A 13,745-nucleotide genomic window follows, 5' to 3' on the forward strand; every position below is an offset into this window, starting at 1 on the left:
ATACTAACGCCCACTTTTTATAACTACTCGTATCGCGTGCGAAATCAACATGCAAAAGTTTGATACCAAGACCTTCCAGGGACTGATCCTGACCTTACAGGATTACTGGGCTCGCCAGGGCTGCACTATTATCCAACCGCTGGATATGGAAGTCGGCGCGGGAACCTCCCACCCGATGACCTGCCTGCGTGCGCTCGGCCCGGAGCCGACTGCGGTCGCCTATGTGCAGCCTTCCCGCCGACCGACCGACGGCCGTTATGGTGAAAACCCGAACCGCCTACAGCACTACTACCAGTTTCAGGTGATCATCAAACCTTCGCCGGACAATATTCAGGAGCTGTATCTCGGCTCTCTGAAAGAGCTGGGCATGGATCCCACTATTCACGATATCCGCTTTGTGGAAGATAACTGGGAAAACCCAACGCTGGGTGCCTGGGGGCTGGGCTGGGAAGTGTGGCTGAACGGCATGGAAGTGACGCAGTTCACCTATTTCCAGCAGGTTGGCGGTCTGGAGTGCAAGCCGGTTACCGGTGAGATCACCTACGGTCTGGAACGCCTGGCGATGTATATCCAAGGCGTCGACAGCGTTTACGATCTGGTGTGGAGCGACGGCCCGCTGGGTAAAACCACCTACGGCGACGTGTTCCACCAGAATGAAGTCGAGCAGTCGACCTACAACTTTGAATACGCCGACGTCGACTTCCTCTTTACCTGCTTTGAGCAGTACGAGAAAGAGGCGCAGAGCCTGCTGGCGCTGGAAAAACCGCTGCCGCTGCCTGCCTATGAACGTATTTTGAAAGCGGCGCACAGCTTCAACCTGCTTGATGCGCGCAAAGCGATCTCCGTCACCGAGCGTCAGCGCTATATTCTGCGTATTCGCACCCTGACCAAAGCGGTAGCTGAGGCTTACTATGCCTCCCGCGAGGCACTGGGCTTCCCGATGTGCAATAACAAGAAATAAGAGGCAGCCATGACTGATAAAACTTTTCTGGTGGAAATCGGCACCGAAGAACTGCCTCCAAAAGCGCTGCGCAGCCTGGCCGAATCCTTTGCCGCCAATCTGACCGCCGAGCTGGACGCTGCGGGCCTCGCCCACGGTGAAGTGAGCTGGTTTGCCGCCCCGCGCCGCCTGGCGCTGAAAGTCGCTAATCTGGGCGCCGCACAGCCAGATCGCGAAGTGGAAAAACGCGGCCCGGCAATTCAGGCGGCATTTGATGCTAACGGCGTAGCCACCAAAGCCGCTGAAGGCTGGGCACGCGGCTGTGGTATCACCGTCGACCAGGCTGAGCGCCTGAGCACCGATAAAGGCGAATGGCTGATGTACCGCGCCCGGGTAACCGGTGAACGCACCCAGGTACTGCTGCCCGCGATGATTGCCACTTCGCTGGCAAAACTGCCGATCCCGAAACTGATGCGTTGGGGCGCGTCCGAGGTGCAGTTCGTACGCCCGGCCCACACCGTAACGCTGCTGCTGGGCGATGAGCTGATCCCGGCCAAGATTCTCGGTATTGATTCGGCACGTACTATTCGCGGCCACCGCTTTATGGGCGAGCCGGAATTCACCATCGACCATGCCGACCAGTACCCGCAGATCCTGCTGGAACGCGGCAAAGTGCAGGCGGACTACGCAGCACGTAAAGCCCTAATCAAAGCGGATGCCGAAGCGGCAGCCGCGAAAATTGGCGGTGTTGCCGACCTGAGCGAAAGCCTGCTGGAAGAGGTCACCTCGCTGGTCGAGTGGCCGGTCGTACTGACGGCGAAGTTTGAAGAGAAGTTCCTCGCGGTTCCTGCCGAAGCGCTGGTGTACACCATGAAGGGCGATCAGAAATACTTCCCGGTGTATGACAAGGCGGGCAAGCTGCTGCCGAACTTTATCTTTGTCACCAACATCGAGTCGAAAGACCCGCAGCAGATTATCTCCGGCAATGAGAAGGTGGTGCGTCCACGTCTTGCGGACGCCGAGTTCTTCTTTAACAGCGACCGCAAGCGCCGTCTGGAAGATAACCTGCCGCGTCTGGAAACCGTGCTGTTCCAGAAAGAGCTGGGCACTCTGCGTGCGAAAACTGACCGCATTCAGGCGCTGGCCGGCTGGGTTGCGGCGCAGATTGGCGCTGACGTGAATCACGCCACGCGCGCTGGCCTGCTCTCCAAATGTGACCTGATGACCAATATGGTGTTCGAGTTCACCGACACGCAGGGCGTGATGGGTATGCACTACGCGCGTCACGACGGCGAATCAGAAGACGTGGCGGTGGCCCTTAACGAGCAGTATCAGCCGCGCTTTGCCGGTGATGAGCTGCCTTCTAACCCGGTGGCCTGTGCGCTGGCGATTGCTGACAAGATGGATACCCTGGCGGGTATCTTCGGGATTGGTCAGCATCCCAAAGGCGATAAAGACCCGTTTGCACTGCGCCGTGCTGCGCTTGGCGTGCTGCGTATCATCGTCGAGAAAAATCTGCCGCTGGATCTGCAAACCCTGACCGAAGAAGCGGTGCGTCTGTATGGCAATAAGCTGTCTAACGCGAAAGCGGTGGATGAAGTGATCGACTTTATGCTGGGCCGTTTCCGCACCTGGTATCAGGAAGAGGGCCACAGCGTCGATACCCTTCAGGCGGTGCTGGCACGTCGTCCAACGCGTCCGGCCGACTTCGATGCACGCATGAAGGCAGTATCCCACTTCCGTACGCTGGAGCAGGCGGCGAGCCTGGCCGCAGCCAATAAACGCGTCTCCAATATTCTCGCTAAGGCTACCGAACCGCTGAATGATAGCGTTCAGGCATCGCTGCTGAAAGAGAATGAAGAGATCAAACTGGCGACCTATGTCACCGCACTGAGCAGCAAACTACAGCCATACTTCGCCGAAGGGCGTTACCAGGATGCGCTGATTGAGCTGGCGCAGCTGCGTGAAGCGGTTGACAACTTCTTCGACAAGGTGATGGTCAACGCTGAAGACAAAGAGGTACGTATCAACCGCCTGACGCTGCTGGCCAAGCTGCGCGAGCTGTTCCTCCAGGTGGCCGATATCTCACTGCTGCAATAATCTGGCGTGGTCAGCGGCGGAACCGCGCAGGCCCGCCACCACCCGCATCAGAATGATACGCTAACAAACGGGCGGCTAAATTTAGCCGCCCGCTGCGCTTTCTGACACTTCATCTTACCCTTCCCCCATTGCCCACCGCGCGTCATTCCCCTACCCTGTGCGGTTTTTGCCAACCAGGTTAAGACATTATGCAATCACATGGCTTTGCTGCTAAAGCAGCTAACACCCCGCTGGAACCCTTCGAATTTACACGCCGGGAGCTGCAGGCTGGCGATGTACTTATCGATATTCACTATTGCGGCGTCTGTCATTCCGATCTTCATATGGCGCGTAACGAATGGGATGTCAGCCAGTTCCCACTGGTGCCAGGCCACGAAATCGTCGGGCGCGTACTGCGCACAGGCAGTGACGTCAGCACCTTCAAAGCCGGGGACCTGGTCGGTGTCGGCGTAATGGTCGACTCCTGTGGTCACTGCGGACAGTGCCACAATGGCGAAGAGCAGTATTGTGAGACCGGTTTTACCGCCACTTATAACGGCGAAGAGAAATTTATTGGCGGTAAAACCTTCGGCGGCTACTCCGACAGCATCGTGGTTAACAGCAAATTTGTTGTCGCGGTGCCGGAAAATCTGCCGCTGAATGCCGTCGCCCCGCTGCTGTGCGCAGGTGTTACCACCTGGTCACCGCTGAAATACTGGAACGTGCAGCCGGGCCAGCGTGTTGGCGTCATTGGTCTGGGTGGACTGGGCCATATGGCGGTTAAGCTGGCGGCCGCGCTGGGTGCCGAGGTGGTACTGTTTACCACCTCCCCCGCCAAAGCAGCCGATGCCCTGCGGCTCGGGGCCAGCCAGGTGGTGATCTCAAAAGATGCACAACAGATGGCCAGCGTGAAAAACAGCCTGGATATGATCCTCGATTGTGTTGCTGCGCCGCACGATCTCGACCCGTACCTGAGCTCGTTGAAGACTAACGGTCATCTGGTGCTGGTTGGCATCCCTGATGCGCCACATAAGTCACCGGACGTGACGCCGATGGTGTTTAAGCGCCTGAGCATCTCGGGGACTTCCATCGGAAGCATCAAGGAAACGCAGCAGATGCTGGATTTCTGTGGGCAACACAATATTGTGTCTGACGTTGAAGTGATCCGCCTGGATGAAGTGGAACAGGCGTTTGAACGCATGCTGAAAGGGGATGTGAAATACCGCTTTGTTATTGATATGAAAGCCGTTAAGTGACCCTTTAAACACAAAAACCCGCCTGATGGCGGGTTCCTTTTTCTAGTTCAGCAGATCTCTGCTGAGATACGGATTCGACTTAATCAACTGCATTAGCTTCTGTGTACTGCGCGAAGGCTTGCTTCGTTTCGCTTCCCAGCTCTTTACCGACGAAACGCTCACGCCTAATACCTGGGCAAACTCATCAATCTGCAAACCGGTAATTTCCCGAATTCGTTGCGACTCAGGCATCGCCATATTGTCCTTTAAGGCAATCACCGCCGGCATCCCGTCGCGGGTTAACACTATCTGCTCCAGACTGAACAGCAGTTCGGACATTGGATCATTAGTCTCCATAAGTACACCTCAACAAACTCACTTAATGTGAACAACCAGAGAGGTAGAACCTGAAAATCAGGTTCTGAATACTGGCGGATATCTGCCACAAGGACACTTTACAGGCAGTAAAATGGGAAACGCCAGGATTCTAAGTATGAGATCATTTCAGGAACTTTGATCGATCTTTCAGATTTTTTCTCCCTGCGACTACCGCCGCAGGGGGGAAAACAGCATAAAAATGAAGATGCGCAGAGACACCTATCCATAAAAATTGATTTCGACTATTCTCTACGCAAGATATTGAGCAGACAAAACCGACAGGTATTCGTTAACAGGAGTTAATTTCTTATGACGACAGGATTATCACGCATCTGGACGCGTGCGCTGGTGCCATTTATGGCACTGTTTCTGGTGATACAGTTGACCGGCTGCGGCGATAAAGAAGCCGATCAGCGCAAGGCATTTATCGATTTTCTACAGAATACGGTGATGCGCAGCGGTGAGCATTTACCCAGCCTGAGCGAAGATCAGAAGCAAAAATTTGGCAATTATGTCAGCGATTACGCCATTCTTTACGGCTTTGCCCAACAGATTAACCGGGCAGTCGATTCTGGTCTCAAACCCGTGGTCAATGAGCTTGCTGCGATTCGCACACCGCAAGACTACCTGACACACCGTGAGATGCTGCGTCAGGCGAGCGGATCACTTGGCGTGCTCGGCCAGCAGATTCAAACGGCTAAAAATCAGGCAGACAGCAGCAAATCAACCTTGAAGCAGCCGGAAGATCTGAAAACGGTGTACGACAATGTGTTCGACAAAGTGGTGACCCAGCCCGCCGCATCACTGACACCGCTGCTTCCCGTATTACAAACGCTGAGCCAGGACGCGGTACAGGCCGGTGATTTTCTTCAGCAGCAGGGAACAAACGTCAGCTTTAACGGCCCGGCGATTCAGTTCCCGACCCAGCAGCAGGCCACGCAGTACAATACGTTGATGAGTAATTTGAGCACCAACGTTCAGGCCTTATCTCAGGCGCAGCGCTTGCTACAGGGTGACGCTAACTAAACGCCACAAACGCAGAGGGGCAACAACGTTGCCCCTTCGAGATTGACCTCGCGTTAAGCGTATTCAGCCGCATCACAACCAGCCTACTTTTCAGCTTTAATGCCACTGGTGTATCCCTTTTTTAAAGCTCTTCTTATAGCCCAAGCTAAACAGAATTTCTTTTCTTGCCAGGATTATCAATGTAATCCGCATGACTTTATGTTTCTCCGGGCCGAGGCAGGTGAAAGGGGTAATATTTTTTGTGAAATAAATCACATTATAAATATAAAAGACGAAAATATAATTGTGACTAAAGTCACAAAACAAAGCCATTTGCGGACGTTTTTTCGACAGCTATTTTTTTACGTCTCTATATTTCGTGATTAAGGTCACTAAATAATATCATCCCACCCCCACAACTTAGTGATACACGTCACATTTAATCCCCTGACTACGCAAGCGTCATATTCGCATGATAGAGTCAGCCGACTTACAGTGACACCAGCGGCCCGCGCCGTAACGTCTCATACAAAAATCAGCGTGCTCTCTGATTGGGTTAGCGCGTACTTATAAGAGGTGGGTTTATATGTCCTCATCAGATATTAAGATCAAGGTTCAAAGCTTTGGTCGTTTTCTGAGTAATATGGTCATGCCAAATATCGGCGCGTTTATCGCCTGGGGTATCATTACCGCGCTATTTATCCCAACCGGATGGCTGCCCAACGCCACGCTGGCGCAACTGGTCGCACCGATGATTACCTATCTGCTGCCGCTACTGATCGGTTATACCGGTGGGCGTCTGGTTGGCGGCGATCGCGGGGGCGTAGTGGGTGCAATCACCACGATGGGCGTTATTGCCGGAGCCGATATGCCGATGTTCCTCGGATCGATGATTGCCGGTCCTTTGGGCGGCTGGGCAATCAAAACCTTCGATCGCCGGATTGATGGCAAGATCAAAAGCGGGTTCGAAATGCTGGTGAACAACTTCTCTGCCGGGATTATCGGCATGCTGTTGGCCATTCTCGCATTTCTGGCGATTGGTCCACTGGTTCAGGGTCTGTCCCATCTTCTCGCCGCTGGCGTCAATCTGATGGTACAGAATAATCTGCTGCCACTGACCTCTGTATTCGTCGAACCGGCAAAGATTCTGTTCCTGAATAACGCGATCAATCACGGTATCTTTTCGCCGCTGGGTATCCAGCAGGCAAGCGAAGCCGGTAAATCGATTTTCTTCCTGATTGAAGCTAACCCAGGCCCGGGCATGGGTGTGCTGATGGCCTATATGTTCTTTGGGCGTGGCAACGCCAAGCAGTCAGCGGGTGGAGCCGCAATTATCCACTTCTTCGGGGGTATCCACGAAATCTACTTCCCATACGTGCTGATGAACCCTCGTCTGATTATCGCCGTGATCCTCGGTGGTATGACCGGCGTCTTTACCCTGACACTGTTAAACGGCGGCCTGGTTTCCCCGGCTTCACCGGGGTCGATTCTTGCCGTACTGGCGATGACGCCCAAAGGGGCTTACTTCGCTAACATCGCGGCAATTGCGGCGGCCTTTGCGGTCTCCTTTGTAGTCGCGGCTATTCTGCTGAAAACCAGCAAAGTGAAGGAGTCTGACGACATTGAAGCGGCAACACGCCGCATGCAGGAGATGAAGTCTCAGTCCAAAGGTACGTCTGCATCGGCCGTCGCAGGGCCCGATGACCTGCAAGGCGATCTGAGCCACGTACGCAAAATCATTGTGGCCTGCGATGCCGGCATGGGCTCCAGCGCAATGGGTGCGGGCGTACTGCGTAAGAAGGTAATCGAAGCGGGCCTGACTCATATTTCTGTGACGAACAGCGCAATCAACAGCCTGCCGGGGGATGTTGACTTGGTGATCACCCACCGCGATCTGACTGAGCGGGCGATGCGCCAGGCACCTCATGCCCAGCATATTTCTCTGACAAACTTCCTTGATAGCGGGCTGTATAATGATTTGACGGAACGCCTGATGAAAGCAGACCGCACTGCCGGACATCTTGAGAAAGTCAGCGCGGTGCTCAATGACAGCTTTGATGAAAACCAGCAGAACCTGTTCAAACTCAGCGCCAGTAACGTTTTTCTGAACAATCATGCCACCCATAAAGAACAGGCGATTCGCTTTGCCGGTGAGCAGCTGGTGAAAGGCGGCTATGTAGAGGCAGAGTACGTGGAGGCAATGCTGGCGCGTGAGAAACTGACGCCAACCTACCTGGGTGAATCTATCGCCGTACCACACGGAACGGTCGAAGCGAAAGATCGCGTGCTGAAAACCGGCATCGTATTCTGCCAATACCCCGCCGGAGTTCACTTTGGTGAGGAACCTGACGACATCGCTCGTCTGGTGATTGGTATTGCTGCGCGCAATAACGAGCATATCCAGGTCATTACCAGCCTGACGAATGCGCTGGACGATGACAGTGTGATTGCACGCCTGGCAACCACGGCTGATGTACAGGAAGTTCTGCAACTCTTGTCCGGTAAAGCCAGCACCTGAGGCGGTTTGCCACTATACCTTTGAGGAGCTGGGATGCGCGCCCAGCGTCATTTTGGCTCCGGGGATACCGGAGCCTTGCATCATTGATACGGGAATATTTATGAAAGCGTTACATTTTGGTGCCGGTAATATCGGCCGTGGCTTTATTGGCAAACTGCTGGCCGATGCCGGAGTTCAGCTCACTTTTGCTGACGTCAACCAGGCCGTTCTGGATGCTCTGAACGCCCGTGGCACCTATCCGGTTCATGTGGTGGGTGAGCAGGCGCAGATTGAGAGGGTGACTGGGGTCAATGCCGTGCACAGCACCAGCGAAGAGATTACCGCGCTGATTGCAGAGGTTGATATCGTTACCACGGCGGTTGGCCCACACATTCTGCAACGCGTTGCCGGTGGCATTGCGAAAGGCATTGCCAAACGCAGCGATAGCGCTAATTCCCGTCCGCTAAATATTATTGCCTGTGAAAATATGGTGCGTGGTACCACGCAACTTAAAGCGCATGTGCTACAGGCCCTGCCCGAACGGTATCACGCCTGGCTGGAAGAGCATGTCGGCTTTGTCGACTCTGCGGTCGATCGCATCGTTCCACCGTCTGCGGCAGACAGCAGCGATCCGCTGGAAGTCACGGTAGAAACCTTCAGCGAGTGGATTGTTGATAAAACTCAATTCAAAGGCGAGTTGCCAACGATCCCGGGCATGGAACTGACTGATAACCTGATGGCGTTTGTCGAACGTAAACTGTTTACGCTTAATACCGGTCACGCAATTGCCGCCTACCTCGGGCAGCTCGCCGGCCATAAAACCATTCGCGAAGCGATTCTGGATACAAAAGTTCGGGCGGTCGTGCAGGGAGCGATGGAAGAAAGCGGTGCAGTGCTGATCAAACGCTATGGTTTTGCGGCGGATAAACATGCCGCTTACATCGAGAAAATCCTCAACCGCTTCGAAAACCCGTATCTGAATGATGATGTCGAACGCGTGGGCCGCCAGCCGCTGCGCAAGCTGAGTGCGGGCGACCGCCTGATTAAACCGACTCTGGGTACCCTGGAGTATCATCTGCCGAATGACAATCTGGTCACCGGCATTGCGGCCGCACTGCATTATCGTAACGATCGGGACCCGCAGGCGCTTGAACTTGCCGCCCTGCTATCCCGTCAGGATGTTGCCACTACGCTGGCTCAAATTTCAGGCCTGGACAGGGACAGCGATGTCGTTAGGGCGGTAGTGAAAGCCTCGAACGCGCTGGCTTAATTCGGTGCAGCGCTCATCAGGGACGAACAAGGCACAGCCAGCGCCGTGCCCGTGCAAAAAAATGTTGCGCTATGAATGATATACAGCCTTTGATCAGACAACCCCAGGCTTTTGAAAATCGGGTACTTGAGCGTCTGAATGCTGGACGCTCGGTGAGGTGCCTGCTGATCGCGGCCGTCGACATGCTGGCAGAAGCGGTTGATATGCTGGTGGGACAGGTATTTCGCAAAGATGATTATGCGGTCAAATATGCCGTGGAGCCTCTGCTACAGGGTGATGGCCCGCTGGGTGAGCTGTCAGTTCGTCTGAAGCTGATTTATGGGCTGGGGGTGATTAATCGCAACGAATATGAAGACTGCGATCGCCTGATGGCACTGCACGAAGCGCTGAACCATGACGGAAACGAATACCCTTTCACTGACGATAAGATCGTCGGGCCGGTCAGTGCATTGCACTGCGTCGGTACGTTACCCGCATGCCCCGACCTTCCTGGCCATGATAGCGAACTGCGTGCAATGCAGCAGCAACGGTATCAGCAGGTGGTGCGCTCCACGATGGTGCTGTCGCTGACTGCGCTCATTTCACTTCTGAGTTTGAAGCGAGCTTTCAAAAAGTGACCGACTCCTTTCCCTCTTTACCCCGCTTTCGTGTATCCTTTGCGGTAATGAATGAATTTAATGGTTGAACGTGATGAAAGAACAAGTACAGACAGAAATTAAAGAGCTCAGTGACAAACTGGATGCGCTAAATCACAAAGAACCGGCCCTGCTGGCCTCGGGTGACAGTGAGAAACTGGGTGAGCTGCTTAAAGAGAAAGATAAACTAGAAGCAGAAATTGAGCGCCTGCGTGGTGTGCGCGCCGAGAAGTTGAGCAAAGAAGCACAACAGTTGCAGAAACTGCCGTTCAGCCGCGCAATCACTAAAAAAGAGCAGGCCAATATGGGTGCGCTAAAAAAAAGCGTGCGCGGATTAGTGATTGTTCACCCCACCACCGCACTGGGACGAGAGATGAACCTGAAAGAGATGACCGGCTTCGCAAAAACCTCGTTTTAAGCCATCTCTTTCTTGTCACGTTGCAAGCAGGATGCTGTCATCCTGCTTTTCATGTTTCTTCCAGCACATTCCCCCCTCGCAAAAACGTCAACCGGACGGCAGCGCTTCATTCTCAATACGGGTCTCTTCTGTATGCTGGCATTAACCTTTATTAAAATCGTTAATCATCATAAAAGGGTTAAACAGAACCTGTAACCGTTTCACAGGCGGTACAACTAAGGTCCGCCATCTGTTCGTCGCTGATTGAGCAATATCTTTAAACCCCCTCCCTCTTTCGTAACACCAATCACAAGCAATAATAATGATATTAAAGAATGAGAAATCGTGTTATTTCACATCGATATTTAGTATCGAAAAAAAATCAATATTACAAAATCGCGATTTATTTAGCAGATTAAACCCCTTAAAGCCAAATCAAATATCGTAATAACCAATGCGGCAAACTTTTATATCATCATCAGATTATTTTCAATATAATATTTTAGCAAGACACTATGCAGGAGTTTCGTGGCGGCAATCAATCACCGCCTCTTTTTAGGGATATATTCAGGTAATTTTCTATGAAAAAAAACAATGTTACGATTGTCATTAATGATCCTAATCGGTTCTATTTTGAAGGATTAAAAATTAGTGTTTACGAAAACTTTTTGAAACAAGGAATAAACGCAAACTATACTGAATCCGCATTTAATAGTCGGGCTAAAATCATCTTTCTGGCAGAAGAGTCTTTATCTGTAGCGAATATTCACTATCTGAACCGCCGTATGTCGATGCGACCGCTATGCGTTTTTATCATTAAAAATACCCCCGGTACAGATGATGCCCCTGATATCAGAATGGACAGCATTCATCATTATGCGATCATTTATCGCAATCAGTCAGTTGAAAGTATGCTGTCGGTGGTCAACACGCAAATGGAACAGCTGAATAATTTTCGTGCCATGCCTTCCCCTTCCGGGGTTAATCGTTCCAATAACAACTTAACTCGCCGTGAAACCGAAATACTGCGTTACCTGGCGCGAGGCATTACCAATGGTGGTGTCGCACGCTTCCTGAATATCAGTGAAAAGACCGTCAGTGCGCACAAACGAAACATTATGTCGAAACTCAATATGGTTCGGCCAGCAGAGCTTAGCTACTGGTTAATTCAGGAAGGGTGGTGTGAAGCGCTGCGCAGCGGTTAACCTGACTAACAATGATAAAACCTGGCGTTACTGATACCGCTTTAATTTTGGCGTATCCTGCCAGAAAATACGCCATCGCTGAACAACTGATAAAGTTAACTCTTGAAAGATCCCGTCTTGTTCCAATACAAGCTTTTGCTGTTTTCTTTTCTAAATGAGGTGATAAAACCTTCTTGCTCAAGTTTAATTAATATGTGTCTGGCGTTATATATACTAAGTTCCGATCTGTTTGCAATATCTCTGGTACTGGCAGAAACTGAGGGGGAATGATTAGAGTCATGCTCTTCAAAGAATTCATTTATCGCTCTTATGACTTTATCTACAGACATTTTCCGCTTAGTGTTTTTGATGCGGCTCTCACACATTGTACTGCTCCTTTTTTTATAGCCGGCTCCTGCCGAATGAGTGTGTAAATCCTCAAAATTGTAAAGACTTATCAAACCAATGATAATACGCAAAACAGTAAAAAAAAACTTAATCTCAATTATTAAAAATTATTAGCATTAACACCCTATTCAAGATGCTTTTTAAACATAAAGTATTTTAGAACAATAAAAACATCAAAAATATTAAATTAATAACCTGAAAAGCAACACCCTTATTCTTTTTCGACGAAATAAATAACACAGTCAGCGCTCATTTTAACAATATTAAGATAAAAAGCCGCCCTACCCCTTTTACGATAAAACGATGAGATAACAAAAAAAACTTGCCGACGGAAAAATTTACATTATCAATTCCATTTTGCCAGCTCAAAGGATCGGGAGAACATAACATCACCTTATCCGGCAACAACTTCAGCAATTATAATGGAGTAACAGAATGTCTTATTGTCACAGTCCACCAGCTTGAGGCTATAACAGATATTTACGGGCCGTCACGCCAACGTTATCATCGCCAAAGGAAAAGCCTTGTTATTGCTATGGAGAAAAAAGTCCGTATCTGAAATAAAAAAAGGATAGAAAAAAAAATGGCTTACCCATGCAGCAGGTAAGCCATTAGATAAGAAGGTCACTACCCTTGGCTATTTTTTTGCGTACTTCTCTTCCAGGCTGGCAAACCACGGGGCTATAAAGTCGGTAGAACTCCCCCAACCCGGAATAATTTTGTTTAGCGTGGCAACGTTCACCGCCCCGCTCTGGGTAGCCAGATCTGCCTGTGAGATAGCAGATGCCTTGAACTGATAGCTGCTGGGCGTCTGCTCACCCCCTATTTTATTGGCAATAAGGCGCATATTCGTTGCTCCAATGAGCTTACTGTCAACCGCAACGGTCTGCTTCCAGGGGCTGTTTTTCTCATGCATCAGCTGCAAATCCTGATTGGATACATCAATGCTATAGAGCTTGATTTCAGTACGTCCGTTCTCCTGCAAAGCTTTATAAGCACCCTGGGCAAATGCATCCCATGAACCCCAGATCGCGTCAATCCTGCCTTTGGGATATTTCGCCAGAATAGCGCCAATTTTGTTGGCCGTGTCGCCCTGCACATCAGAGGAGACCGCGCCAATCGACTCCAGCTGATGTATACCAGGATTCGCTTTCAGCACTTTCTCATAAACCACCTGACGACGTTCCATCGCCGGGAACCCCGCAACCCACAGTTTTACGATGTTCGCCTTACCATTGCTGTCTTTAACCAGCTGGTCAAGGGAAAGCTGTGCCAGTGAAGCATCATCCTGTGCCGTCACCGTCACGCCATCGATCGCCTGGTTGACCGGCGTATCAAATACCGCCACTTTGATCCCCGCTTCGGAGATGCGTTTCACCAGTGCGGTTGAGTAAGGGTCTTTGCCATGAGACAGGATAATACCGTCATATTTCTGGCTAATTGCCTGATTAACAAAGTCCTGGAAGCGGGCATCGTCTCCGTTGCTCAGAAAGGTGCTGACTTTAAAGCCCAGCTTGCGACCTTCCTGAACGGCTCCGGCGACAAACTGCGTCGTATTATCATCGGAACCGAGGTTACGAATAACCGCAACACGTACCGGGCCAGCGTGGTTAGCTATCGCAGCAGGTACAGCCGTATCGGCAGCAAAGACAGGTAATGTCGCGAACAGGCTCAAGGCCAGTAGAGACGGTGTGAATTTTTTCATTTTTAATAACCC

At 51.4% G+C, this 13,745-nt stretch carries 12 protein-coding genes; 9 read left to right on the forward strand and 3 right to left on the reverse strand.

The window, feature by feature from the left end; translation table 11 throughout:
* Positions 1 to 49: 49 nt before the first annotated feature.
* The 3 genes from glyQ to EPIR_RS17435 all read left to right on the forward strand — a co-directional run bounded on the left by glyQ (position 50) and on the right by EPIR_RS17435 (position 4,275).
* Positions 50 to 961, forward strand: coding sequence for a glycine--tRNA ligase subunit alpha (gene glyQ, locus EPIR_RS17425; protein ID WP_012443081.1), 912 nt, complete (start codon positions 50 to 52; stop codon positions 959 to 961).
* A 9-nt stretch (positions 962 to 970) separates the two neighbouring features.
* The gene (glyS, locus tag EPIR_RS17430) at positions 971 to 3,040 is read left to right on the forward strand and encodes a glycine--tRNA ligase subunit beta (protein ID WP_023656812.1); all 2,070 of its coding nucleotides are present in this window, start codon (positions 971 to 973) and stop codon (positions 3,038 to 3,040) included.
* 188 nt (positions 3,041 to 3,228) lie between these two features.
* Positions 3,229 to 4,275 (forward strand): NAD(P)-dependent alcohol dehydrogenase, encoded by a 1,047-nt coding sequence (locus EPIR_RS17435; RefSeq protein ID WP_023656814.1) that lies wholly within the window; start codon positions 3,229 to 3,231, stop codon positions 4,273 to 4,275.
* A 42-nt stretch (positions 4,276 to 4,317) separates the two neighbouring features.
* On the opposite strand, the gene EPIR_RS17440 is transcribed toward EPIR_RS17435, so the two are convergent.
* Positions 4,318 to 4,611: an HTH-type transcriptional regulator gene (locus EPIR_RS17440; protein WP_023656815.1), complete on the reverse strand. Its 294-nt coding sequence runs from the start codon at positions 4,609 to 4,611 to the stop codon at positions 4,318 to 4,320.
* Positions 4,612 to 4,941: 330 nt separating this feature from the next.
* On the opposite strand from EPIR_RS17440, the gene EPIR_RS17445 reads away from it, so the two are divergent.
* From EPIR_RS17445 to EPIR_RS17475, 6 genes are all read left to right on the forward strand, one after another.
* Positions 4,942 to 5,658, forward strand: a complete 717-nt coding sequence (locus EPIR_RS17445) for a DUF3053 domain-containing protein (RefSeq protein WP_023656816.1) — start codon at positions 4,942 to 4,944, stop codon at positions 5,656 to 5,658.
* Positions 5,659 to 6,223: 565 nt separating this feature from the next.
* Positions 6,224 to 8,155, forward strand: coding sequence for a PTS mannitol transporter subunit IICBA (locus EPIR_RS17455; RefSeq protein WP_023656818.1), 1,932 nt, complete (start codon positions 6,224 to 6,226; stop codon positions 8,153 to 8,155).
* Positions 8,156 to 8,255: 100 nt separating this feature from the next.
* The gene (locus EPIR_RS17460; RefSeq protein ID WP_023656819.1) at positions 8,256 to 9,404 is read left to right on the forward strand and encodes a mannitol-1-phosphate 5-dehydrogenase; all 1,149 of its coding nucleotides are present in this window, start codon (positions 8,256 to 8,258) and stop codon (positions 9,402 to 9,404) included.
* Positions 9,405 to 9,475: 71 nt separating this feature from the next.
* Positions 9,476 to 10,021, forward strand: coding sequence for an MltR family transcriptional regulator (locus EPIR_RS17465; protein WP_023656820.1), 546 nt, complete (start codon positions 9,476 to 9,478; stop codon positions 10,019 to 10,021).
* A gap of 73 nt (positions 10,022 to 10,094) precedes the next feature.
* The gene (locus tag EPIR_RS17470; RefSeq protein WP_023656821.1) at positions 10,095 to 10,457 is read left to right on the forward strand and encodes a YibL family ribosome-associated protein; all 363 of its coding nucleotides are present in this window, start codon (positions 10,095 to 10,097) and stop codon (positions 10,455 to 10,457) included.
* Between the two features lie 560 nt (positions 10,458 to 11,017).
* Positions 11,018 to 11,641 carry a response regulator transcription factor gene (locus EPIR_RS17475; RefSeq protein WP_023656822.1) on the forward strand — a complete coding sequence of 208 codons (624 nt, stop codon included), beginning with the start codon at positions 11,018 to 11,020 and terminating at the stop codon, positions 11,639 to 11,641.
* Positions 11,642 to 11,736: 95 nt separating this feature from the next.
* Here EPIR_RS17475 and EPIR_RS17480 read toward each other — a convergent pair whose 3' ends face one another.
* Both EPIR_RS17480 and EPIR_RS17485 read right to left on the reverse strand, forming a co-directional pair.
* On the reverse strand, positions 11,737 to 12,006 hold the full coding sequence (locus EPIR_RS17480) for a FaeA/PapI family transcriptional regulator (protein WP_023656823.1): 270 nt from the start codon (positions 12,004 to 12,006) through the stop codon (positions 11,737 to 11,739).
* Between the two features lie 659 nt (positions 12,007 to 12,665).
* Complete coding sequence (locus EPIR_RS17485; protein ID WP_023656826.1) at positions 12,666 to 13,733, reverse strand: sugar ABC transporter substrate-binding protein; 1,068 nt, start codon at positions 13,731 to 13,733, stop codon at positions 12,666 to 12,668.
* Between the last annotated feature and the right edge of the window lie 12 nt (positions 13,734 to 13,745).

The sequence above is a fragment of the Erwinia piriflorinigrans CFBP 5888 genome, assembly GCF_001050515.1.
GTDB classification, from domain to species: Bacteria; Pseudomonadota; Gammaproteobacteria; order Enterobacterales; family Enterobacteriaceae; genus Erwinia; species Erwinia piriflorinigrans.

Bases quoted from the DNA above. Each gene is read 5' to 3' on its own strand.
- EPIR_RS17445 (WP_023656816.1), top strand. From the start codon at position 4,942: ATGACGACAGGATTATCACGCATCTGGACGCGTGCGCTGGTGCCATTT.
- EPIR_RS17470 (WP_023656821.1), top strand. From the start codon at position 10,095: ATGAAAGAACAAGTACAGACAGAAATTAAAGAGCTCAGTGACAAACTG.
- EPIR_RS17440 (WP_023656815.1), bottom strand. From the start codon at position 4,611: ATGGAGACTAATGATCCAATGTCCGAACTGCTGTTCAGTCTGGAGCAG.
- EPIR_RS17435 (WP_023656814.1), top strand. From the start codon at position 3,229: ATGCAATCACATGGCTTTGCTGCTAAAGCAGCTAACACCCCGCTGGAA.
- EPIR_RS17480 (WP_023656823.1), bottom strand. From the start codon at position 12,006: ATGTGTGAGAGCCGCATCAAAAACACTAAGCGGAAAATGTCTGTAGAT.
- EPIR_RS17475 (WP_023656822.1), top strand. From the start codon at position 11,018: ATGAAAAAAAACAATGTTACGATTGTCATTAATGATCCTAATCGGTTC.
- EPIR_RS17460 (WP_023656819.1), top strand. From the start codon at position 8,256: ATGAAAGCGTTACATTTTGGTGCCGGTAATATCGGCCGTGGCTTTATT.
- EPIR_RS17455 (WP_023656818.1), top strand. From the start codon at position 6,224: ATGTCCTCATCAGATATTAAGATCAAGGTTCAAAGCTTTGGTCGTTTT.
- EPIR_RS17465 (WP_023656820.1), top strand. From the start codon at position 9,476: ATGAATGATATACAGCCTTTGATCAGACAACCCCAGGCTTTTGAAAAT.
- glyS (WP_023656812.1), top strand. From the start codon at position 971: ATGACTGATAAAACTTTTCTGGTGGAAATCGGCACCGAAGAACTGCCT.
- glyQ (WP_012443081.1), top strand. From the start codon at position 50: ATGCAAAAGTTTGATACCAAGACCTTCCAGGGACTGATCCTGACCTTA.
- EPIR_RS17485 (WP_023656826.1), bottom strand. From the start codon at position 13,733: ATGAAAAAATTCACACCGTCTCTACTGGCCTTGAGCCTGTTCGCGACA.